General features: G+C 43.9%; 20 protein-coding genes and 1 pseudogene. 12 read left to right on the forward strand and 9 right to left on the reverse strand.

Features of this window, described 5'->3' with window-relative positions; genetic code table 11:
• Nucleotides 1-22: 22 nt before the first annotated feature.
• Nucleotides 23-1282 carry an L-methionine/branched-chain amino acid transporter gene (gene yjeH / locus VFDL14_RS15930; RefSeq protein WP_032550232.1) on the reverse strand — a complete coding sequence of 420 codons (1260 nt, stop codon included), beginning with the start codon at nt 1280-1282 and terminating at the stop codon, nt 23-25.
• A 238-nt stretch (nt 1283-1520) separates the two neighbouring features.
• Between yjeH and VFDL14_RS15925 the strand changes: the two genes are divergently transcribed.
• From VFDL14_RS15925 to VFDL14_RS15915, 3 genes are all read left to right on the forward strand, one after another.
• Nucleotides 1521-1967, forward strand: a complete 447-nt coding sequence (locus VFDL14_RS15925) for an Lrp/AsnC family transcriptional regulator (RefSeq protein ID WP_032550377.1) — start codon at nt 1521-1523, stop codon at nt 1965-1967.
• 7 nt (nt 1968-1974) lie between these two features.
• Nucleotides 1975-2922: a LysR family transcriptional regulator gene (locus VFDL14_RS15920; protein ID WP_032550233.1), complete on the forward strand. Its 948-nt coding sequence runs from the start codon at nt 1975-1977 to the stop codon at nt 2920-2922.
• Nucleotides 2923-3009: 87 nt separating this feature from the next.
• Nucleotides 3010-3624 (forward strand): LysE family translocator, encoded by a 615-nt coding sequence (locus VFDL14_RS15915; protein ID WP_032550234.1) that lies wholly within the window; start codon nt 3010-3012, stop codon nt 3622-3624.
• Between the two features lie 86 nt (nt 3625-3710).
• Here VFDL14_RS15915 and VFDL14_RS15910 read toward each other — a convergent pair whose 3' ends face one another.
• Both VFDL14_RS15910 and VFDL14_RS15905 read right to left on the reverse strand, forming a co-directional pair.
• On the reverse strand, nt 3711-4892 hold the full coding sequence (locus VFDL14_RS15910; RefSeq protein WP_032550235.1) for an alpha/beta hydrolase: 1182 nt from the start codon (nt 4890-4892) through the stop codon (nt 3711-3713).
• A gap of 91 nt (nt 4893-4983) precedes the next feature.
• Nucleotides 4984-5214: a hypothetical protein gene (locus VFDL14_RS15905; RefSeq protein WP_032550236.1), complete on the reverse strand. Its 231-nt coding sequence runs from the start codon at nt 5212-5214 to the stop codon at nt 4984-4986.
• 278 nt (nt 5215-5492) lie between these two features.
• On the opposite strand from VFDL14_RS15905, the gene hcp reads away from it, so the two are divergent.
• Nucleotides 5493-7154: a hydroxylamine reductase gene (hcp, locus tag VFDL14_RS15900; RefSeq protein ID WP_032550238.1), complete on the forward strand. Its 1662-nt coding sequence runs from the start codon at nt 5493-5495 to the stop codon at nt 7152-7154.
• Between the two features lie 94 nt (nt 7155-7248).
• Entirely contained in the window at nt 7249-8298 is a 1050-nt protein-coding gene (locus tag VFDL14_RS15895) for a hybrid-cluster NAD(P)-dependent oxidoreductase (RefSeq protein WP_032550239.1), read from the forward strand.
• Nucleotides 8299-8500: 202 nt separating this feature from the next.
• Here VFDL14_RS15895 and VFDL14_RS15890 read toward each other — a convergent pair whose 3' ends face one another.
• Entirely contained in the window at nt 8501-9937 is a 1437-nt protein-coding gene (locus VFDL14_RS15890) for a glyceraldehyde-3-phosphate dehydrogenase (protein WP_032550240.1), read from the reverse strand.
• 793 nt (nt 9938-10730) lie between these two features.
• Between VFDL14_RS15890 and VFDL14_RS0123030 the strand changes: the two genes are divergently transcribed.
• Nucleotides 10731-13298, forward strand: coding sequence for a hybrid sensor histidine kinase/response regulator (locus VFDL14_RS0123030; RefSeq protein WP_032550378.1), 2568 nt, complete (start codon nt 10731-10733; stop codon nt 13296-13298).
• Between the two features lie 52 nt (nt 13299-13350).
• On the opposite strand, the gene VFDL14_RS15885 is transcribed toward VFDL14_RS0123030, so the two are convergent.
• The 3 genes and pseudogenes from VFDL14_RS15885 to VFDL14_RS15880 all read right to left on the reverse strand — a co-directional run bounded on the left by VFDL14_RS15885 (nt 13351) and on the right by VFDL14_RS15880 (nt 14801).
• Nucleotides 13351-13587 (reverse strand): hypothetical protein, encoded by a 237-nt coding sequence (locus VFDL14_RS15885; protein ID WP_032550241.1) that lies wholly within the window; start codon nt 13585-13587, stop codon nt 13351-13353.
• Between the two features lie 166 nt (nt 13588-13753).
• Nucleotides 13754-14380: pseudogene (locus VFDL14_RS0123035) on the reverse strand (D-Ala-D-Ala carboxypeptidase family metallohydrolase).
• A 106-nt stretch (nt 14381-14486) separates the two neighbouring features.
• On the reverse strand, nt 14487-14801 hold the full coding sequence (locus tag VFDL14_RS15880; protein WP_032550242.1) for a DUF496 family protein: 315 nt from the start codon (nt 14799-14801) through the stop codon (nt 14487-14489).
• Nucleotides 14802-14996: 195 nt separating this feature from the next.
• Here VFDL14_RS15880 and VFDL14_RS15875 point away from each other — a divergent pair, with 195 nt between their 5' ends.
• The 5 genes from VFDL14_RS15875 (at nt 14997) to luxQ (ending at nt 20160) form a co-directional block, all read left to right on the forward strand.
• On the forward strand, nt 14997-15197 hold the full coding sequence (locus VFDL14_RS15875) for a hypothetical protein (protein ID WP_032550243.1): 201 nt from the start codon (nt 14997-14999) through the stop codon (nt 15195-15197).
• A 59-nt stretch (nt 15198-15256) separates the two neighbouring features.
• Nucleotides 15257-15910 (forward strand): YceH family protein, encoded by a 654-nt coding sequence (locus tag VFDL14_RS15870; RefSeq protein ID WP_032550244.1) that lies wholly within the window; start codon nt 15257-15259, stop codon nt 15908-15910.
• Entirely contained in the window at nt 15911-16234 is a 324-nt protein-coding gene (locus tag VFDL14_RS15865) for a GIY-YIG nuclease family protein (RefSeq protein WP_032550245.1), read from the forward strand.
• A gap of 249 nt (nt 16235-16483) precedes the next feature.
• Nucleotides 16484-17578, forward strand: coding sequence for a substrate-binding domain-containing protein (locus tag VFDL14_RS15860; RefSeq protein WP_032550246.1), 1095 nt, complete (start codon nt 16484-16486; stop codon nt 17576-17578).
• Nucleotides 17578-20160, forward strand: a complete 2583-nt coding sequence (gene luxQ / locus VFDL14_RS15855; RefSeq protein ID WP_032550247.1) for a quorum-sensing autoinducer 2 sensor kinase/phosphatase LuxQ — start codon at nt 17578-17580, stop codon at nt 20158-20160. The genes VFDL14_RS15860 and luxQ overlap by 1 nt, the downstream gene beginning before the upstream one ends.
• 53 nt (nt 20161-20213) lie before the next feature.
• On the opposite strand, the gene VFDL14_RS15850 is transcribed toward luxQ, so the two are convergent.
• Nucleotides 20214-20873, reverse strand: a complete 660-nt coding sequence (locus tag VFDL14_RS15850; RefSeq protein WP_032550249.1) for a PilZ domain-containing protein — start codon at nt 20871-20873, stop codon at nt 20214-20216.
• A gap of 248 nt (nt 20874-21121) precedes the next feature.
• Here VFDL14_RS15850 and VFDL14_RS15845 point away from each other — a divergent pair, with 248 nt between their 5' ends.
• Nucleotides 21122-21466: a HopJ type III effector protein gene (locus tag VFDL14_RS15845; protein ID WP_032550250.1), complete on the forward strand. Its 345-nt coding sequence runs from the start codon at nt 21122-21124 to the stop codon at nt 21464-21466.
• A gap of 74 nt (nt 21467-21540) precedes the next feature.
• Here VFDL14_RS15845 and VFDL14_RS15840 read toward each other — a convergent pair whose 3' ends face one another.
• Nucleotides 21541-21849 carry a DUF1289 domain-containing protein gene (locus VFDL14_RS15840; RefSeq protein WP_032550252.1) on the reverse strand — a complete coding sequence of 103 codons (309 nt, stop codon included), beginning with the start codon at nt 21847-21849 and terminating at the stop codon, nt 21541-21543.
• Nucleotides 21850-21915: the final 66 nt, after the last annotated feature.

Consider the following 21915-nt stretch of genomic DNA (forward strand, 5'->3'; position numbering starts at 1 on the left):
TCTCATTGTGAGGCGTAGGTGATTATTCCAATGAAACGCGAGGTCGACCTAGCCAACGACGCCAAGGTAGCAGCAAGGCAGCAAACACGATGCATGCATAGAGCATTGACCAGCTTAGGCAGATGAAGACTAAGGTACACAATAGCAGCGACAGCATTGCTATGTATTGGCCTGAACCTGACAGCAAGCGACAAGCAGCGAGCATCGCCAATAGGTACACTAACACAAAGATCCCGTTGGCAAGCTTGAGGAAAAACTCAAGGTCTAATGAAGATAGTTCACCAATCACGCAAGATAGTAGTGCTACAACACCGATAGCAATCGTTGGGTAAAGCGGTGCGCCGCGTGTATTGAGCTGAGCCATTTTACCACTTGGATTGTGTTGACGAGCTTGAGCCCAAATCATGCGTGATAAGCTCTGCGTGTATAGGTTGAGACTTGCAAAACAGGCAAAGAAGCCGAGTATGCTGATCACGGTTTTGAAGCCTGCACCAAATAGTTGTTCTGTGACCCATGGAATTGCTGTCGCATCGAATTCAGCGGAACCATACGCGCCCAATTTTAAAATCACCACTGAGCAAGCCCAGTAAACCATACCAGCTACAAAGCACCCTGCGATGATGGCGATGGGAAAGTCTCGTTGCGGGTTCTTAAACTCTTCCCCCATGTGTGCAAATGCTTCAATACCGACAAAACACCAAAACATCACAGCTAAAGCAGAGCCGATTGACCACATAGAACTTGAATCGACACTTGGAATCGCGACGTCAGCCATCCCGATATCTGCTTTCCAAATAAAAGCGCCGACGAGAGCAAGAATAGAGAGGGCGATGACAGTTTGCAGTCGCCCGGAAGACTTGCTGCCTAATAGATTTACAATGATCAGCAGTACGACAGTTAAAAACTGGGCACTGAGTGGTGCGTTTAGAGGCGCCGGAAGTAACTGCTGAGCAAATCCGCCAGCTAGAGCGATCGCCGCAGGGATGCCAACAGGAATTACACTTACAAATAGCCAAGCTACTGCTGTCTCCATACGTTGCCCAAATGCTTGGCGCACAAAATAGGCTGTACCGCCGGCATTGGGGTAGCGCTTTCCAAGTGCTGCGAAAGTGAGAGCAATTGGACAAATAGCAATGAACAGCAGCAACCAAGCTAATAACGATAATTGTCCTGCGATACTTGCGGCTATTGCGGGAATCATAAATAACCCAGTCCCTAGTAGGGTGGTGGAAAGCTGCCCTATACCGGAAAGCAGGGTAATTTCTTGCTTGAGTTGTGTCATTCGCCGTCCTTGAAGATTTTATCGTGGCTGGTGTGTTTTAAGGAATTCGCCAGCGCTATGTTTTATTGCAAAAGCATACTCCGTCATTACTGAGATTGCAGCTAGCGAAACGTCGTAACTTGGTGTCATTTTAACGGTGTTTTGTTTTTTAGAAGTGAAAGTGTCGGCTGTTCTAACGTTGAAATTTGTGTCAAATTAGGAAGTTGAAATAACTAGAACAATGGAAGTCGTGAGCACAATGGATAAATTTGATCGTCAAATCGTCGATATTCTTAAAAATGATGGGCGCTGCTCGGTCAGTGATATTGCAAGAGAAGTCAATTTATCGCGCTCGGCGGTCAATGCAAGAATGAAGAAACTTGAGAATGACCAAGTCATTCAAGGCTATTATGCGCGAGTCGCAGATTCGAATGCGTCGAAGAATGTATGCGCTTATATTTCATTAAAGTTCGATCTCTCCAGTAGTGACCACAGCTGTGAATCGTATGCACAGTCAATCTATCGAATCGATGGCGTTCAGTGGTGTCATTCTATTAGTGGTGAGACAGACATGATGCTCTATGTAGAAGTTGAAAGTATGGAACATCTCAATCGAATCAGAGATCAGCTGCACAACTATGCTGACCTACGCCAGCTGATGACGCACACGGTGCTCACTGAATTCTTCAATAAGCAAACTCAGTAAGGCTCTCATGTTAGGCAATATTAATCTTAATCTGCTGCGTTCACTGCATGTGTTGCTTGAAGAGTGCCATGTTAGTCGTGCGGCGGAGCGACTGCATATCACTCAATCGGCGGTCAGTCGCCAGCTCTCCCAATTGAGAGAGCTGTGTAATGATCCGTTATTGGTTAGAGACGGCAATAAACTCATTCCGACTTCACGTGCTTTGCTACTTAAAGATAAATTGGATGCGTTGCTCGGGGAATTTGACCACCTTCTTGATGATCAGCCTTTTGATCCTAAAGAATGGAAAGGGGAGTTAGTACTGGCGTCGAGTGATTATGTTGCTCAGTACATTTTGCCCAACATTGTTGCTGACGTTTCTGAGGTTGCGCCGCATATCAATCTAGCCTATCGGTTGTGGGATCCCAGTTACCTTGAATGCCTTCATGACATGGGGATTCATTTGGCATCTAGCATGTTCCCAACTAAACCAGAGCATGTATCAAGTATGAAGTTGGGTGAAGACAAATCGGTATGCCTGATGAGAAGCTCGCACCCTTTAGCACAACAAGAAACATTGAGTATCGATGAGCTCGTTAATTTTGCTCATATTAAAGTGACGGGAGGCGGGGACAAAGACACTCAGGCAGACATCGCTTTAAAGCAGCTAGGGTATTCCCGCAGAGTGGCTTTGAAAGTACCGTTTTTCTCGGCGGCGTGTAACGTGCTAAACCAAGATGATTACCTGATGATTGTACCCGAGCACATTGCTTACAACTTAGCTCGTCATCAATCATTGACCTACCGCTCTTTACCCTTTGAGACCGACAGTCATACCTACTGGCTGATGTGGCACCCTAAGTTTGATAATGATTCTGCTCATAAGTGGGTGCGGGAGAAGGCGTATCTTGCTATGCAGAAATCCAGTTACAATATCAGTATGATTTCAAATCATAGCAATGATGATTATCTTTGATTTCAATTTATAGCTTGTTCAAATTAAGGTGACAACATAGTCAGCGAGGATAGTCTGCTCGCAGTAATTGAGTGTAGGAATGGAATAATGACAATAACGATTTGGTTTTCTTTATTAGCAATCTGCTTGTTGGGCGCGATGTCACCGGGGCCAAGCTTAGCAATGATTGCAAAACACAGCCTAGCTGGTGGACGAATGAATGGTCTGATCGCGGCTTGGGCACATGCGGCAGGGATCGGTATCTATGCGTTTGCCACTATTATCGGTTTGGCGGTCGTGTTAGAACAGTCGCCAATGCTGTTTAAAGGCATTAGCTTAGCCGGTGCCGCTTACTTGGCATATCTTGGAGTTAATGCGCTGCGCTCAAAAGGTGGTGTTGCGGCAAAATTAGAAGGTGGGGAGCCTGTCACGTATATGCAGTCTGCTCGTGAAGCCTTTCTTATCTCAATTCTTAGCCCAAAGATCGCGCTGTTCTTTATCGCTCTGTTCAGTCAGTTTGTCGCTTTAGGCAATGAGCTGATGAACAAGGTAATCATCGTATCGACACCGTTGATTGTGGATGGCCTATGGTACACCTTCATTACACTGGTATTGTCGAGCCCGATTATTGTTGATCGCATCCGTTCGCAAGCCCAGTTGATAGATAGGCTATCGGGTGTGGTATTGATTCTATTGGCTGCACGTGTGGTATGGACAATCTAGAAAAGACGCTTTAAAACGCAAACAAAGGCTCATCATGTATTGTGGTGAGCCTTGTTTTTTTTTGAGCATGGTAACTGGCTATGAGCTTATTTTGAGTTTGCCATAACACTGCCAGACGCCATCATCTCACTAAGTTTGTGCATGTTATCTTCAAAGTATGGGTTGAAGGTTAAGCGAGCGTGATTTTTGTCTGGCTCTTGATAACCCCAAGCGGAATACCATGTTTCCTCACCAGCTTGGCACTCTTCTTCTAGTCCTTCAACTTGACCATTGGAGCAGATCTTCTCGCTACCGTTTACTCCGTAATAAGGGTTCTGTGGAGAGAACAGTAGCCCCATATGAGAGCCATTAGAGATGCGTTGCTCTGGTAGCTTCATACTGTAACGCACCGCTCTTGGATCGCTTAACTCTTGCTCCCCTTGCCAAATCATCACGTTGCTTGGATTTGGCATCGATTGGCTAAAGGCATTTTCCACATATTGCGTGTCAATGACGCTGTCGCCTTCGCTCATCAATACAAATACCGGCTTGTCGTATTGTCCTTGCTGGAGATCGTTGCGCACAATCTCAGAGGTTTGGTAGTAAACCGATGCTCCATTCATTGGCAACGAGTTGTAGCGCAGCATATTGTCTTCAGGATCTTGATCGGCCCATGTGACAAAGTAGCTTGCGAGCTCTGCAAACTGCACCGCTGAAGAGTTCGGCTGGAACGCTGGCGAGAACAGCAGTAGACCGGAAATCGTATCGTCTTTCATCGCTTGTGAAGTCACTAGGTTAGCACCTGTTGAGTAACCTCCGAGCCACACTGAATCATACTCCTGTTGAAGCAGCTTGGTGTGATGAGCCACAACGCCTTGCCAGTCCTCTAAAGAAGGCAACATTAAATCGGCAACACGACTGCCGTGACCTGGTAGTAAAACAGTACGCACCAGATAGCCTTGTTGAGCAAGGTAAGTAGCGACGTCGTGGAATGAGTACGGAGAATCGCCAAGCCCATGCACAAGGAGAACTGCTTTGCCGTTTGGCTGATCTGGTTGATATTCGGTCGGAGAGTTTAACTCAATCTCTTTTTGGTGGTCTTCTGAGACAAAGATGCGGTGAGAAGCCAGCCATTGCTGTGTTTCTTCTTGGTAGCGATCAAAGCTATCTTGCTGATAAGTAGGGAGCTCACCTGACGCTTGATATGCGGGAATAACAGGTTCATGGGAGCAACCATATGTGCCCATTAGTGTTAGCGTAAGCAAGCTTAATGTGATGATTTTCTTCATGTTGGGTTTACTAATCTATTTCTTTTATGGTGCTTGTTGAACAGTGGGCGCTGTGCCCACTGTGTTGTGCTAGTGCTAACTTATCTGTGGCTTATCGTTTGTTCGACAAGTCTTCGTATTCGCCTTCAATCACACCTGCATCTCGGTTCGCTGAGTAGTGATTATTCATACGTGATGTAAAGCCTTGTTGGCTCATTTGCTTCTGAATTTTTTTCCCTGTGATTAGGGCCGCAATCGTTAGAGGGATAGCAAGCAGCAAGCTGGTAAATAGTGCGATAAGACCAGTGAAGAGTGCTGCAACAGTAACTAAGATATTTTTCATAATTCATTTCCTCTTTTTCTATGTTGTCACTCTAACAAAGCTTTTCTGAACGAAACATGAACGGTGTTCAAAAACATTTTTGAAAGTCATATTGACCTAGGTGTGTTTAATTTGGGGCGTCTTTTGTAGTCATAAATACGCAGTAAAAATATGGCTATGTAACTTTGCTTTATAAAACAATGGGTTAAAAGTTGGCATGGAAGGTGCTCTAGGGAGTAGGAAAAATAAATCATTGTGAGCTAAGAACTTACAACAAACGACTATTACTGGAGCCCAATATGTTCTGTATTCAATGTGAACAAACTATTCAAACGCCAACCGTTAAAGGCTGCTCATTCGCACAAGGTATGTGTGGTAAAACTTCTGAAGTTTCTGATTTACAAGACGTGTTGGTGTACTCACTGCAAGGGGTTTCTTTTTGGGCCAACTTAGGCCGCGCTTGCAACGTCATTGATACGGAAATCGATGAGTGGGCACCAAAAGCGTTTTTCGCGACATTAACTAACGTGAACTTTGACCCTGAGCGAATCATTGAATTTGCTCAACAGTCACACGAATACAAGCAGCGCTTAGAGCAACAAGTTCGTGCCGCTGCGCTGGTGGTTGGTTTTGAAATTCCAGCACTCTCACCAGCAGCTCAATTTGATCTTCCAACAGATAGCACTCAGTTGCTTGCTCTTGCACCACAAGCTGCTGTTAACCGTGGACACGATTCTCAACACGAAGACGTAATCGGTCTACGTCTGCTTTGTCTATATGGCTTGAAGGGTGCAGCAGCATACATGGAGCACGCACGTGTTCTTGGTCAAACAAACCAAGATATTCACGCTGAATACCACCAAATCATGGCGTTCTTGGGGACTGATCCTACGGATCTGAAGCAGCTGCTTGATACATCAATGCAGATCGGCCTGATGAACTACAAAGTCATGGAGATGCTGGACAAAGGCGAGACTGATACCTTTGGTCACCCACAACCAACGGCTGTGAATGTTAAAACGAAGAAAGGTCACTGTATTCTTGTTTCTGGTCACGACCTACATGACCTAGAAAAGATCCTGCAACAGACAGAAGGTAAGGGCATTAATGTCTACACCAACGGCGAAATGCTTCCAGCTCATGGTTACCCAGAACTAAGCAAATACCCGCACTTAGCAGGTAACTACGGTAGTGCATGGCAAAATCAGCAAAAAGAGTTCGCTAACTTCCCTGGTGCGATCGTGATGACGTCTAACTGCTTACTTAACCCAGATGTTGGTGCGTACGCTGATCGTTTATTTACACGTAGCATCGTAGGCTGGCCGGGTGTTGCTCATCTTGAAGGTGATGACTTCAGCGCTGTTATCGATTGTGCACTAGCAAAAGAGGGCTTCAAACACGACGAGATCGAACAGATGATCACTGTAGGCTTTGGTCGCAATGCACTTATGGAAGCGGCTCCAGCAGTGGTTGAGCAAGTAAAAGAAGGTAACATCAAACACTTCTTCTTAGTGGGTGGCTGTGATGGTGATAAAGCTGAGCGTAGCTACTACACAGACTTTACTGCTCAAGCGCCTGACGACTCAGTTATCCTGACTTTGGCTTGTGGTAAGTTCCGTTTCAACAAGAACCAATTTGGTGACATTAACGGTATTCCACGTCTTCTCGATGTTGGTCAATGTAATGACGCATACTCTGCAATCCAGCTTGCCCTAGCATTGTCTCAAGAGTTTGATTGTGGAATCAACGAGCTTCCATTAACTCTGGTCCTTTCTTGGTTTGAGCAAAAAGCGATTGTTATTTTATTGACTCTTTTCGCACTGGGTGTGAAAGGTATTTACACAGGTCCAACTGCACCTGCGTTCCTAACTGAGAACCTACTGAAGATCATTCAAGACGAGTTCGACATGCGTGCTATTTCTACGCCTGAGCAAGATCTTAAAACAATCCTAGCGGCTTAATCTCGCTAATCAAGCCTCGTGCCTAATAGACTGAATCTATTTAAGGCCCGAGGCTTTTGTCGTTCATCCCAAATTATAAAAAGTGAGTATTACTATGTACGCGTGGTCTGATAGCGATTCAATCTCTTTAGTTTGTCTTAAAAAATGGCATGAAACGCCTGATACGGTTAGCTTTGAGTTGGGCTCAATTCCGCAAGATCTCCATTTCAACTTCAAGCCGGGTCAATTCATCACTCTAGGCTTGAACATGCCACAGAAAATGGATTATCGAGCTTATTCGATTGCCTCAGATATGGATGACAACCGTTTGAAGCTGACAGTAAAACGTGTCGATGGCGGGTTAGTGTCAAACTTTATTGTGGATGAACTGGACGAAGGTGATGAAGTCACGGTACTCAAGCCAGCGGGTGAGTTTAACTGCATTGATTGCAAGCCGAGCACTACTAAGAAGGTTACTTTGGTGAGTGCTGGCTGCGGTATTACGCCGGTGATCTCGATGGTGAAGTACTGGTTAAAACATGATCCTGCGATTGAAATTGATTTCATCCACATGGCACGCAGCAAGCAAGAAACTATCTACTTTGAAGAGCTTAATCAGTTGGATGAAATGCATTCGAATTTCAATCTCAAGCTATTATTGAAAGACAACCAAGGGACCACAGCACCTCAAGGGCGTTTAGATAAGAGTTGGTTGGTTCGTCTGTCTCCTGACATTCTAGAAAGAACCGTGTACTTATGCGGTCCAGTTGGCTTTATGGAAGATGTTGAGTGTTATCTGACTGAGCTGGAATTTAACATGGCTAACTTCTACCAAGAGAGCTTCACTCCAACTTCAAAAATGGATACAGATAATCAAGCAGAAGGCGTTGAAGCGAGCGGATCTGTTGAAGTATTTGTGCCTGCGTTTGGTGCGAAAGTTGAAGCAGATCTGGGAACTCCGTTAGCTGACTCACTAGAGAAAGCGGGCGTTCCGATCATCATTGCATGTCGTAGTGGTATTTGTGGTTCATGTAAATGTAAAGTGACCAAAGGCAGCGTCAGTTTCAGTAGTCAAGAAACTCTTACCCCAGAAGAGATCGAGCAAGGTTATGTGCTGGCCTGTTCAAGCACCATTGATAGTGAGCTTGAAGTCGAACTTGGGTAGCTAGCAGTTTTATCTGCTTTACGTATTCAATGAGATGAATCACTAGAGCGAAAAAGGCCACTTAGTTCGGTTAGAGAGAGCAGAACCAAGTGGCAACTTTCCAAGAATTGACCGTAAAGTACTCAAGGAAAGGGGGGAGCGAAGCTCATACGAACTTCGCCTATATGATTATTATGTTGTGGAGCTTGTTGTACCTAGAGGATTAAACCGCTGGGTAAGTTTTGTAGCGTACGCCCATCATCTGTTCCATACAGTGAACCACTTGGCAGCTGTATCCGAACTCATTGTCGTACCAGATGTATAGAACAGCGCGGTTGTCTTGCGCAATAGTTGCAACACCGTCAACAACGCCTGGGTGGCGAGAGCCGACTAGGTCAGTAGAAACAACTTCCGTTGAGTCTGTGTAGTCGATCTGCGCTGAAAGCGGAGAAGATAACGCCATTTCACGTAGGTACGTGTTTAGCTCTTCTTTTGTTGTACCCGTCTCAAGGTTTAGGTTTGCTACGGCCATTGACACGTTTGGTGTCGGTACGCGAATTGCGTTGCCTGTTAGCTTACCTGCCATCTCTGGCATTGCTTTCGCTACTGCTTTCGCTGCACCAGTTGATGTCAGAACCATGTTTAGTGAAGCCGCACGGCCACGACGATCGCCTGAGTGGAAGTTATCAATCAGGTTCTGGTCGTTTGTGAATGAGTGAACAGTTTCGATGTGACCAGATGTTACGCCAAACTTGTCGTGTACTGCTTTAAGTACAGGAGTGATTGCGTTAGTCGTACAGCTTGCTGCAGAGATAATAGTATCTTCTGGCTTGATAACGTCTTCGTTAACACCAAACACAACGTTCTTGATGTCGCCTTTACCTGGAGCAGTAAGAAGTACTTTGCTCGCACCGTTACAAGCAACGTGTTGACCTAGGCCTTCAGCGTCACGCCATACACCAGTGTTATCAACAACCAGTGCGTTATCAATACCGTAAGCTGTGTAATCAACGTCTTCTGGCTTGTTTGCGTAGATAACTTGAATGAAGTTACCGTTAACAATGATCGCTTTGCGCTCGTTATCAATAACGATGCTGCCGTTGAATTGACCGTGTACTGAGTCACGACGCAATAGGCTTGCACGCTTCTCTAGATCACCATCTTTACCGCCACGAACCACGATAGCACGTAGACGAAGTGGGTAACCTGGGCCACTTTTCTCAACAAGAATACGAGTAAGTAGTCGGCCGATACGACCGAAACCGTACAACACAACATCACGAGGCTTAGTCATCGCTTCGCCTTCTAGAGACTCAATAAGAGCCGTTTGAAGGAAGTCATCCATTGCTGTTACATCATCGTGGTTTTCCCAGTATTGATGCGCTAGGCGACCAACATCAACACGGCAAGGAGACAAGCGCATTGATAGTAGGTGTTGAATGATTGGTTGTGTTTGTGAAGGGGTAAGCGGGGAGCCTGTGTAGTGCTTTGAAAGTCGGTGAGCTTTGATGATGTCAATGGTTGTTGCGTTAACTAAAGTCTTTCCGAAAAGAATGACTTCAACGCCTTTTTGACGGTATAGCTGACCAAGAGTTGGGGCGATAGATTCAGCAATAGTTTGACTAGTTTGCCAGTCTAGGAGGTGCTTTTCAGGGCTCATCTTTACTTGGGACCTTTCACGTTAAGTTTTGCAGGCTTGGCGAGTGTAGGGTGCTTACCTGCTTGGGGGATAAACCGTTGTGCTGTGATCTTAAATTGTCACTTTTTTATGGCACGAATAGGCTTGTATTTAAGTTGTAATTTTTATGTGGCGGGATTGTAAGGTACGGTCTGTTATTCTGCTAGTAAAATTAAATCTAGCTATATTGGCTAATATACCTAGAATTATTGGTTATAACGTCGAGTTTTGTGATATGCAACACTATTGACTTTGTCGATTTGTAGCACTTATTTTTCGTCGAAAAATACTCAGATCAAAAACAAGATGCAAACGGTTGCTTTTTATGGCTCTAAAATGTGATCTAAACATGTAAATAAATGAAATGAGTTAACACTTTGATGAAAAAGTATCCACCTAAGTCTATTGCCTCTCTAAATCAGCCTATTTCTAATGATTCTTGGGAATTCAGAAAGAAAAACATTCGACTATTTTCCTATATAAATCAGTTCGGGGCGCCTTACCACTCTTAGATTTGATACTAACAATATTCATAATAGCAACCATAAGGGCGAGTAATTGCGATGAAATCTATGAATTTGTAATGATTTATAAAGCGTGAGCGAAGAATCAGTTAGCACAAGTTGCATATTTGATAAATTAAACGCCGTGAGTGTCCTATTATTAGAATTAGACTTGTGACATTGCTTTCAAGGAAGGGAGTGATTTAACGAAAATGATAAATATATCAATTAGGTGGCGGTTAATTTTGCTGTCCTCTATCTCGATTCTCTTTATGCTGGGTTTTACTATAAATGAAGCTTTAAAGAACCGAGAACAGGTAACGAACTTGGAGGCGACTCGAGTTAGGGTTGAAGCGCTTCAAGCTTTTAGTGCGTTGTCTGGCGATATATATCGTTTACTCCGATTGCCAAACTCTTCGCCAATTCGAGAGAGGGCTTATAATTCAGCCAACAAAGAGTTTGATCTTATCCTCCAATACAATAAGCAATTGGAAGGGCTATCTGCGCAATGGGATATTGCCGATTCCCTCCGAGATTTTAATCAAGTACTGATAGAGCTCCAGCATCCCTCGCCAGCACAAAGGCCCTACCTTGGGGTATTAGCATTTGATGTCTTGCAAGATATATTGGTTGAGTTAAATGATGTCGACATCTTTCTCGCTGATGACAGTATCAAAACAGAAGGTAAGATCTTCAGTGACCTTAATAACTTTGTGTTTTGGACGCAGAAGGAGGCTTGGTTCGGTTACAAACTGTATCTCTACCCAGAGCTAAGGGAGGACAGTCTCGATCATTACCTCAGTACTATTCATCGACAATCTCAATATCTGAATGCCTTTATTCGCAATAGCGACTCTTCCACCCGACTCCGACAGCTCATCGATGTGTTTGCAAGTGAGGAGTATCAAGAGAGTATCGACTTTAGAGAACGAATATATAAGAGGCAGTTTGATTCGCAAGAGATCAAACATTATGTCTCCGGCTTAGAACAGAGACATATCGTGACACTGCAAGTAGTGGATAGCTATACTGCAGAGCTGCAAGGGCAGCTGGGTTCGCGCATTGAAGCGCAGAAGATCCGTACTACGTTGACAACGATGTTTGTGATTACGTTGGCGTCACTCGTCTTTTGGCTGACATCGACGACGTCTCTACGCTTAAATCGAAATCTATCCTACATTCTTGATGGCATGTCTGATCAAAATCGCGGTACTGGAGAGCATAAGCCCATTGAAACAGAAGGGCATGATGAGTTGACGCAATTTGCAGAAAAGATCAATGAGATCATGAGTGATAATCAACAACACTATCGAGATTTGGTTGAGGCAAAAGAAGACGCTATTTCAGCCAATCGGGCTAAGAGTGCCTTTTTGGCAAACATGTCCCATGAAATAAGAACGCCACTCAATGGTATTATTGGTATGGCTGAGATCCTTTCGCAAAGCCAACTGAATGCGAATCAACAAGAAGTCCTTTCAGATATTGAATCCTCCTCCCACACTCTTCTTGTATTGCTTAATGATATTCTTGATTTGTCTAAGATCGAATCGGGTAACTTGCTGCTATCTCCACAGGCCGCTGACTTACGTGAAGTTGTGTACGATTCGGTCAGTGTTATTTTGTCTAAAGCGATCAGTAAAAATGTTGAGCTAAACATCAATATCGATGCTAATACACCACATCAGTTGTTGTTTGATGAGCATAGGCTACGTCAGGTTTTAACTAATTTGCTGTCCAATGCGATTAAGTTTACTGACTCAGGTGCGATCAGTACGACCGTAACATATACACCAGGGTCCGAAACTCGCGGCATGGTTGAGTGTCAGGTTGCTGATACCGGAATTGGTATTGAAGAGAGTAAACTCGATTCTATATTTGAGCCTTTTACTCAAGAAGATGGCAGTATCACACGCCAGTTTGGCGGTACCGGGTTGGGTTTGGCAATCTGCCGGCAGTTAATCGATCTTATGGATGGTCGAATCGCGGCTATGTCAGTAAAAGGCGAAGGCTCAAAATTCATCTTTAGTTTTTATGTTGATACGGTAGAGAGCAAGCCGAAAACATTCGATAACTTGAAAAATGCGCTTATTGTTTCCAATGGCTTTAACTATGTTGCTCAGTTAAGCAGAGAGTGTGAACGTTTTGGCGTCCAATCTGAAGTGGTGCCTTCGATTAATGATATTTCGAACTCTCAGCTAGATTGCGACGTTTTGCTCTATTGTCATACGCTGCATCAACAAATGGATCGGGATCTTGCCGCCTTGAAACAACGCTATCCACTTTCGAAAGTGATAGTTTGTCAGCATCACCTGTTTAAAACCAATCAGATTACCGAGTCCGTACACTCGACACACACGGTACCATTCTTAGGAAAACGTTTTTCAAATAGCTTGTTGGCACTTGATAATGGCGTTACTCAATCGACTGATAGGCCGACAAAATCGGAAGATGTGCATGAACTCAATCGCAGAATATTGATCGTTGAAGATAATTTAATGAATCAGAAAATAGCCAGTTTTTTCTTAGAAAAGGCAGGCTACGAATACATCATTACTAGCAATGGCCAAGAAGCGGTGGATGTGGTCACTCAGGGTGAACAGTTCGATGCAATCCTCATGGATTGTATGATGCCAGTAATGGACGGTATCACCGCGACTCAGACGATTCGTGCTTGGGAGAAAGAACAAGGTATCTCACCGATGCCAATTATTGCATTGACGGCGAGTGTGCTTGATGAAGATATCAAAGACTGCTTTGAAGCTGGCATGAACGCTTACCTTCCCAAGCCATACAAATCTCATCAGCTGTATGAGCTTTTCGATAGCTTGGGAATTGTATAGTCAGTATCAACCTTTATTCGGTAATGACGAGAATCAAATATAGATAGTTTATCTAACGCACTTCCATACCTAAGTTGTATTGTGCCAAACAACGCCCTACGTAACTCACCTTTAAAAACGCGGCAATCACAATAGTCCCGATATGCGCAGCTATTTGTGCAGCAAGAGAAAAGCTGTCAGCAAGAGGGTAGGCGATAATGATGCTAATGATCATGAGTAGTGTGGTGATGATCAATCCAGCATTGGAGACAGACAGAAGCGTTTTAAAAGTTGTTTGAGTTGGTTTCATAATGCATCCTCATAGTCTTGGTTTACTATGAATAGAGCAAAAGATGTTCCAGTTATTTTATTCCTTTTAAATCAGATGCTTATTTGTTATTTGATATCGAAGTGAGTCATAATGACACTCTTGATTTTGTTGTCATTGTGACTCCATACTGTGTTATTTACATGGTTTACCACTGTCTGAAACCACAAGTGTCTATATGAAAACGGACACCATCATATAGTCCCAGTCCCACATGATGTTCCTTACCGTGTTGAGCGTGGATTTGTTTTAATTTTACATGTAACTCTTCGCGCGAAATATCTTCAGATGGCACCATATCGAGAGCACAAAACTCAAGGTGCTTGCTGCGAGGTGCGCCTCCGGCTTGCTGGTTATAGCTGCTTGTTCGCTCACCAGAGACGGGGATGACAATGCCAATTTCTGGTTCAATGTAGGTTTGGATGAACTTTAGTGTTTTGATCATTTTTGGCATGTGTTAAACATTAGGTAGGCTGAAAAGTGTAGTGTCGCTCAGTACCCAGTCTGTACCTTGCAGCAAAATCAGATGTAACGGCATCGTCTCTTTGATACCAGCCTCTCTGAGTTGTTGTCCAATGTTAGCGACCTTCTTCTCTGCATTATTGAGTAGAACCCAACCTTGGAACGCCGCTCTGGTTGGCACCTTGTAGCCCCGAACGTCGACAACTAGGTCGTCGTAACTGATCTCTCGCTCTGTGGTGTAGAGTTTCTCAAGTTCGTCGGCGTGTGGTTCTGTGGTAGATAAGAGTGCAGCGATCAACAGAGTGGTATACATGGTGTGACTCCAATTATGGCAGTCATTTGAGTATAGTCGCTAAATCTAGGGTCAAAAAAACCCACTTAATAAAGTGGGTTAATAGCATTCGTTGGACAACAAGGGATTATTTTTTGCCTTGAGTCTGTTTGTCTTCTTCCGTTAGTTCACGGATGCGACGACTGATGTCACGACGAGCTTTAGAGATTTCTGCACTCTTGATGATGTGATCATCAACGCGGTCTTCATAATCCGCTTTCATGTTTTTGATGATACCTAAGATTTCATCGTGAGACATTTCTGGCTTGATGTAGTCTAGTAGGTTGTCTAGAAGATCTACACGTTTGCGGTTGTCACGAACTTTCTTTTCGTTGTCTAGAAGTTCACGCTTAAGTTTGTTCTTACGACGTGCCTGGTTAACAATTTCAAATACGCTACTCATAGATTCCTTTTCCTAATCGTCATATACGTTATCTGATTCTGATTAAAGCACATCGAATGCGGTTGTAACAGTCTTTAGATCAAAGCAAAAGTAAGGTTGTTTAATTATTCAGCACTCTGCTACTCAGTTGATTGTTTTTCCCGGACAGTTCACGATAGTATCTTGCATAGAAGCAAGCATTATACGAAATGTGAGATGAACCAGTCAGAATCTAATAACGAGGAATCGAACGAGATCTCTCAGGAAGCTTGTAATGATCAAGACAAGCTTCGAACCGCTTATGTAAAAGAGCGCACCAACCTAGAAGTGGTGGAAATTGAATTAAATCGTTCTAAGATCATGATGATTGATGAACAAGGCCGAAAACGAAGAGTCCCGATTCTGTCTGAACACTAGCCAGTCAGGTTAGCCTTGAATGTGTGCAGACGGAATTGAAAATAATAAAAGGAAAAATAATGAACACGCAACTTTCCGCAATTGAAGCTCGTATTATTGGTTGTTTAATTGAAAAAGAGGTGACAACCCCTGATCACTATCCTCTTACTCTCAATAGCTTAACAACCGCGTGTAACCAAAAAAGCAATCGTGAGCCTGTTTTATCCTTGTCTGAGTCAGATGTACTTGACGCCGTTGATGGGCTTATTTCACGCCGTTTGGTGAGCGATGAAAGTGGCTTTAACAGCCGTGTGAGTAAGTACCAACATCGTTTCTGTAATACCGAGTTTGGCGACCTGCAATTTACCGAGCAAGAGCGTGCAATTATCTGCTGCATGTTACTGCGTGGAGCACAAACTCCTGGTGAATTAAGAACGCGTACAGGTCGTTTGGCTAACTTCACAGACGTAAAAGAGGTAGAAGCGGTTCTAGACAAGTTAGCCGCTCGTGAAGAGGGCGCTCTCGTGGTTAAGCTACCTCGTGAAGCTGGTAAGCGTGAGTCTCGTTATCAGCACCTGTTAAGTGGTGAAGTAGATGTGGAAGCATTGGCATCTGCGGCGCCAGCGATGACATCGGGTTCTGGTAATGAGCGTGTAGAAGCTCTTGAGGTCGAAGTTGAGAACTTGAAAAAAGAGCTAGCAGAGCTAAAAGCTCTGGTTGAATCTCTGATTTAGATGACAGACCAAAAATCAGATGCGGATTGGGTTGTGTACCTGATCCGCACTCGTCATAACGCCCTTTATTGTGGTATCACTAACAATCTGACTCGGCGCTTTGAGCTGCATCAGCAAGGCAAAGGGGCGAAGGCTTTGAAAGGTAAAGGCCCTTTATCATTGGAATGGAGCCATATTGTCGATTCGAAAAGTCATGCGCTTCGAATCGAATACGCCATAAAACAACTCTCTAAGCCGCGTAAAGAGTCTCTTGTTAAAGAACAGCTATACGTCGATATTCAGGATGATAAAGTTGTTTATTTTGAACCAATGTTCAACTCTTAGTTGATTCCCTTTGACAGTGGCTTAATTTTCTCTTTATTACTTGGGTGAATGTGTTTCTGGTTGACTCTGAACCCCTTTTATCATTTTAAAACCAAGTTCATAATTTTTAATGGGAATGATGTTCCAATTATTGTTTGAGCCTATCATTTTTCACGGTTGTCCTACATAATATATAAAAAGTCATACAACGATATGACATCAGGCTAGGTAAAAAATGAGCCAAAGTAGCTCATAAAAAATGAGAAAATAATGAAACGTTCACTTATGTTGCTAGGGGCTTCGCTATTGTCAGGGCCGGCCCTTTCTCACGGTACTCATGTGCTCAATGGCTATTGGGAGTACCAAGAATTTTTGGATAAATTCCCAGCTCAAAAAGCCCTCACTGAACAGATGAACCAAGCCGTTCAAAAACACCCTGTTCCTCTACAAGTTAAACAACAAGCTCCCATCACCATATCGGTCGTTTACCCTGGCCAACAGATCTCGGATTACTGGGTGAGAAATATTCAGGCGTTCGAAAAGCGTTTGGATAAACTCAGAATCAACTATCAAATCAATCAAGTATTTACGCGTGTGAATGCGGATTTGACGCAGCAAAGTATCTCTCTTCAAGAAGCGATAGAAAATAAGACCGATTATCTAATTTTCACACTCGATACAACTCGCCATCGCAAATTCATTGAGCACGTGTTGAGCTCAACTGATACCAAGCTGATTCTGCAAAATATCACGACGCCAGTTCGAGCTTGGCAAGAGCGACAGCCATTTATGTATGTCGGATTCGATCATGCGACTGGCAGCCTTAAGCTGGCTGAATATTTTAAAACTCACTCTGGAGATGAGAGTGAGTACTCAGTTCTTTATCGTTCAGAGGGCTACATCAGTGATGCTCGTGGTGACACTTTTATCCACGAAATCAGTGAAGAGACAGACTTTAAACTTAAATCTTCTTTTTATACCAAATCTGACATGGATAGCGGCTATAAAGCGGCCAAGATCAGCATTGCGCGCAATCAGAATCTCGATTTCATCTACGCATGCGCTACCGATGTCGCATTAGGTGCTGCTCAAGCTATTAAAGAGTCAGGTTTGGATATCAAACTTAATGGCTGGGGTGGTGGTTCTGCTGAATTGGAAGCGTTGGCTCGTGGAGAGCTAGATGTTACTGTGATGCGAATGAATGACGACACTGGTATAGCGATGGCAGAAGCCATTAAGTGGGATTTAGAAGGCTTTGCTGTACCGACCGTCTACTCTGGAGACTTTGAGGTAGTCACCAAAGAAGATAGCCCAGAACATATAGAATCGCTGAAACAGCGAGCCTTTAGATACTCAGGAAAATAATGAAGAAAAGCTACGCTAACACGCCACGTAATACACTCGCGAAACTCATCACTCGAATTATTATTCTGGTGATTGGTGTGATGGCAATTGGTGTGTTGATTCATAACTATGAAACCAGCAGTAGCATTGTAAAACAAGAAACCAAACGAACGGTTCAGCAAACATCGAGTTTGATACAGAACATGTTTGATTACCGCTTGTCGGTACTTCAAATCCATCAAGATAGCAGCTCACACAGTACTATGCTCAAAGAGTACTTCGCGAGTGGGGACAAAGAGGAACTGAGCTACTTCTTCTTTGGTGTTGACCAACGAGAGCCCAACCACGCACCAGATATGCGCTTTGTCACCACGCATGATGGTGTGTCTTGGGATGATGGTAATGGTCAATTCTATGGCTTTGATGAGAGCAGCTTAGAATACATGTCCACCCAGGTTGCGTTCAGCAGCAATTGGCACTTCCTCGAACTAGACACAGAAATTGGCAAGCGCCACCTGTTGGCACGCAAAACCCCTATCGTCGATAACAAAACGGGCGAAGTGCTCGGACAGCTCTACATCACTATTGTATTGGACAATAATTTCTCGCTAGCTGAGTCCATTCAGCAAGGCAGTAACTGCGAGAATATAGTCATAGAAGCGCACGGCGATCCTGTCACCTCGACATTCAGTGGTGACGAAACTTACTCGCTTGAAGACGTCCTCTCTTATCGAGTTCATGAACCGCTTCCTGAGCACTTCGTTACTATTGCTCGAATTAAGATCAACTCGGTCGATACACCTCTCACGATTCGTGCCGTACAGAAAAACAATAATTTTATTGCGCTCGAAGAAAACTATGAACGTGCTATTGCGGCTGTGATTATTGTTTTGATTGTTATGTCATTCTTCGCAAGAGGCTGGATCCACAAGCGTGTCTCTAAAGAGCTGAATAAACTGATGGAATTCACTCGTTCAGCGAGTGACAACCATGAGGCACATAAGTTTGATGGCTCGAGTATCTATGAGTTTCACCATATTGGTTGCACCTTAGAAGATACGTTTGAACGCCTTGCGGAACAGAGCCAGAAATTCCAAGACCTATTTAACTTTGCGCATTCTCCGATTTTGGTTTGGTCGGAAAATGGTGCTCTGATTCAGATGAACCCAGCCGCTCGTATGGCAATGTTTGCGGATGACGACTTCAAAGGTGTGCTCGCCAAAGAGTTCGAGAAGAAGATGCAACCCAATGTGTTGATGGTTCTTCAAGGAGCTAAGCTCACCGGTATCAACGTACCTATCGGTGACAAGGTATTCCGTTGGAATATGTCTGCGATACGCGTCGAGCATGGTATTACCGGTGTGGTTGTACAAGGCCAAGACATTACCAAGCTGGTGGAGGCAGAACAACAAGCTGATCGCGCCCGCGAGGAAGCGGAGCACCTAGCCAACGTTCGCGCGGATTTCTTAGCTAAAATGAGCCACGAAATTAGAACGCCACTTAATGGTATTTTAGGTGTGTCGCAACTTCTAAAACGCTCTATGACCAGTGAGGGCAATAGAGAGAAAGTCGATGTTTTGGTTAACAGTGCCGAACATCTTCTTGCCGTGCTCAATGACATTCTAGATTTTTCTAAGATCGAGCAGGGCCAGTTTAATATCCAGAAAAAAGAGTTCCGCCTTTCAGAGCTTATCAATACGTTAGATAGCATCTACAAGCCGCTCTGTGTTGAGAAATCGATCAGCTTTGATATCGACAGTCGATTGCCTGAAGAGCTTGAGATCTACACCGATCAAATCCGCTTAAATCAGATCATGTTTAATCTACTGAGCAATGCTCTGAAGTTCACCCATTCGGGAGGAGTGTCGGTCTCGTTTGACTTAGAAACCACTATTAATACCAATCAAGCAGGCTTAATTATCACCGTCAAAGACAGTGGCATCGGTATCGAGCCTGAGAAGTTAGATGCGGTGTTTGAACCTTTTGTTCAAGCTGAGGAAACCACGACACGTGAATATGGCGGTACTGGGCTAGGGTTAGCTATTGTTAAGAACTTAGTGGATATGCTTGAAGGCGATATTAGAGTTAGAAGTCGCAAAGACGCCGGATCTGAGTTTGTTATTGATATCCCAGTCATCTATCGAACTGAACCGGTAACTGGATCTAAGTTGGATGAATCTATCGCGCCAAGAGACTTGTTTGATAAATCATTGAGGGTACTGTTGGTTGAAGACAATCATACCAATGCTTTCATCGCCCAAGCGTTCTGCAAAAAATATGGAATGTCGGTAACGTGGGCCAAAGATGGCTTGGAAGCCATGGCCTATGCCGAACTTCAACCGTATGACCTTATTTTAATGGATAACCAACTTCCAAACTTGGGCGGGGTAGAGACTACGATTAAGCTCAGAGAAGATCTGCATTTACAAACCCCAATCTATGCTTGTACGGCGGATGCACAGATTTCGACTCGTGATCGCTTCATGGAAGCAGGGGCGAATTACGTGATTGTGAAGCCGATAAAAGAAGAGTCATTACATCGCGCGTTTATTCATTTCAAAGAGCATTACCAATCTGCCGAACCTCTCGTTGGCAACGAATAGAATCAGTTAGAAATAAGAAAGGCGCATCATGCGCCTTTCTTATTGATATTGTGTTAGAGGTTACCTGTGTTGAAAGCCAGTTCGAGTAGCAACTTTTTCAGATCTTCGTCTAGCTCAAGGTGCTCTGGGAATTGAATGCCAAGAAGCCAACCTTGACCATACCTCTTTTTACTCACCACTTTATAGGCCAGATCACTTGGCAGATGTTCATCTAATATCGATGACACCTTAATCTTCATACCAATATCAATGTCTGACTGCTGAGATAAGAACACGCCACAACCGGAAATTGAAAAATCGATCAGAGTAGCATCAAGAGTCAAAGTATCGAACGAGACTTCACTGCTGAGGTTTATTTTGTAGCGCTCATGTTCGCGAATAGGCTTAGTCGCGAAGTTAGATGGCGGTCTTAGAAAGATCAGGTGGGCTGGCTGAGTGATATGAGAAAGAACACTCGTCTTAAACGCGACGATATGGCCTAACTCGGTGTCGGTGATAGCTCGAATAATAATATCGACATTATTTAGCTTTCTGAGGGTCAGAGCTTCGGTCGACTTTTGAGATAACTCAAGCACCAAATATTGATCTTCCTTGTGACCAATATAGAGCGTACTCACTTGGATAGAATCTTGTGGGCCAAATTCAAGAACACCTGCTGTACGCGTTCCTGGTTTCAGATATCTAAACAGTTCTTGGTTATTATCTTTTGGCATATTTCCGTATAAGCAGTGTAAAACAAGTGTTGAAACAATATAACGCCCTGATCGTGTTATGTCATCAGTTTCATTACGCTAATTAATGGAAAATAGAAGCCAACAAATCACGTTTTATGGTCTGATGAGTAAATAGGCAAGCTTTTGAAAATAGAGTTGATTTTATTGTTCGCGGACGAGCTACAGCCTTGCAGTCACGCGCAAACTCGATACACTGCTACAGAACGATATTAATGGAGATAAGAGAAATGGAACTATCAACTTTTTTGGCTAAACTAGACAACGAGCCAGAAAGCGTTCAGTTTGAAGATACAATGCAAGTAATTGAAAATGGCTACGTGTTCATCGAAAGTGAATTTGCCAACGGAGATGTCGTGAATGCAGCAGGGCAAAACAACGGATCGTGCAAAATCTTTGCGTTTGGCCAATTGGAAGGGCTATCTGAGCAGCAAACCTTGACCTGCTTTGGCCAATACTACCGTCACGATGTTCTTGAGTTTCCAGAAAACGATGATCACCAAAACATTCGTAACTTCATTAAGCACGGTTGGCAGGGCGTTCGTTTCTCAGCGCCGGCACTGGCTAAAAAATAGTAACTTACTATTCTACTGAGACAAACAACAAGAGGGTACTTTGAGCCCTCTTGTTATATAAGCAATGCTTGATGCTATTCGATAGGCAATGCAGAAAGGCACTTGCGACACATACATAAGCCTTGCTTCGGCACACTGCTAGTATCTCTCTTCTCTAGTTCAAAACACCAACACGTTTCCTTACCGGCACTAATGTCGCATTGTGCGGGCTTGCTGCACTGAGGACATTCGTGAGTTGCCCCTTCCGCAGAAAGGTTTTGCATCACTTGCTCTCTTTGCTCATCGGAAAGATTCTTCCAACCGATGATCTCATTCATTGTGCGATGGCAGCCTCCGCAAATACCGCCATTATTCTTACAAGCCGCGATACAAGGTGTTTTCATTTTTCGATTCCTGAAGCATTTGCGTGGCAATGTAACATACTGAGCATAGATGTTAAGAATAGTTCT

Origin of the sequence: Vibrio fortis (assembly GCF_000695685.1) — a bacterium.
GTDB lineage: Bacteria > Pseudomonadota > Gammaproteobacteria > Enterobacterales > Vibrionaceae > Vibrio > Vibrio fortis_A.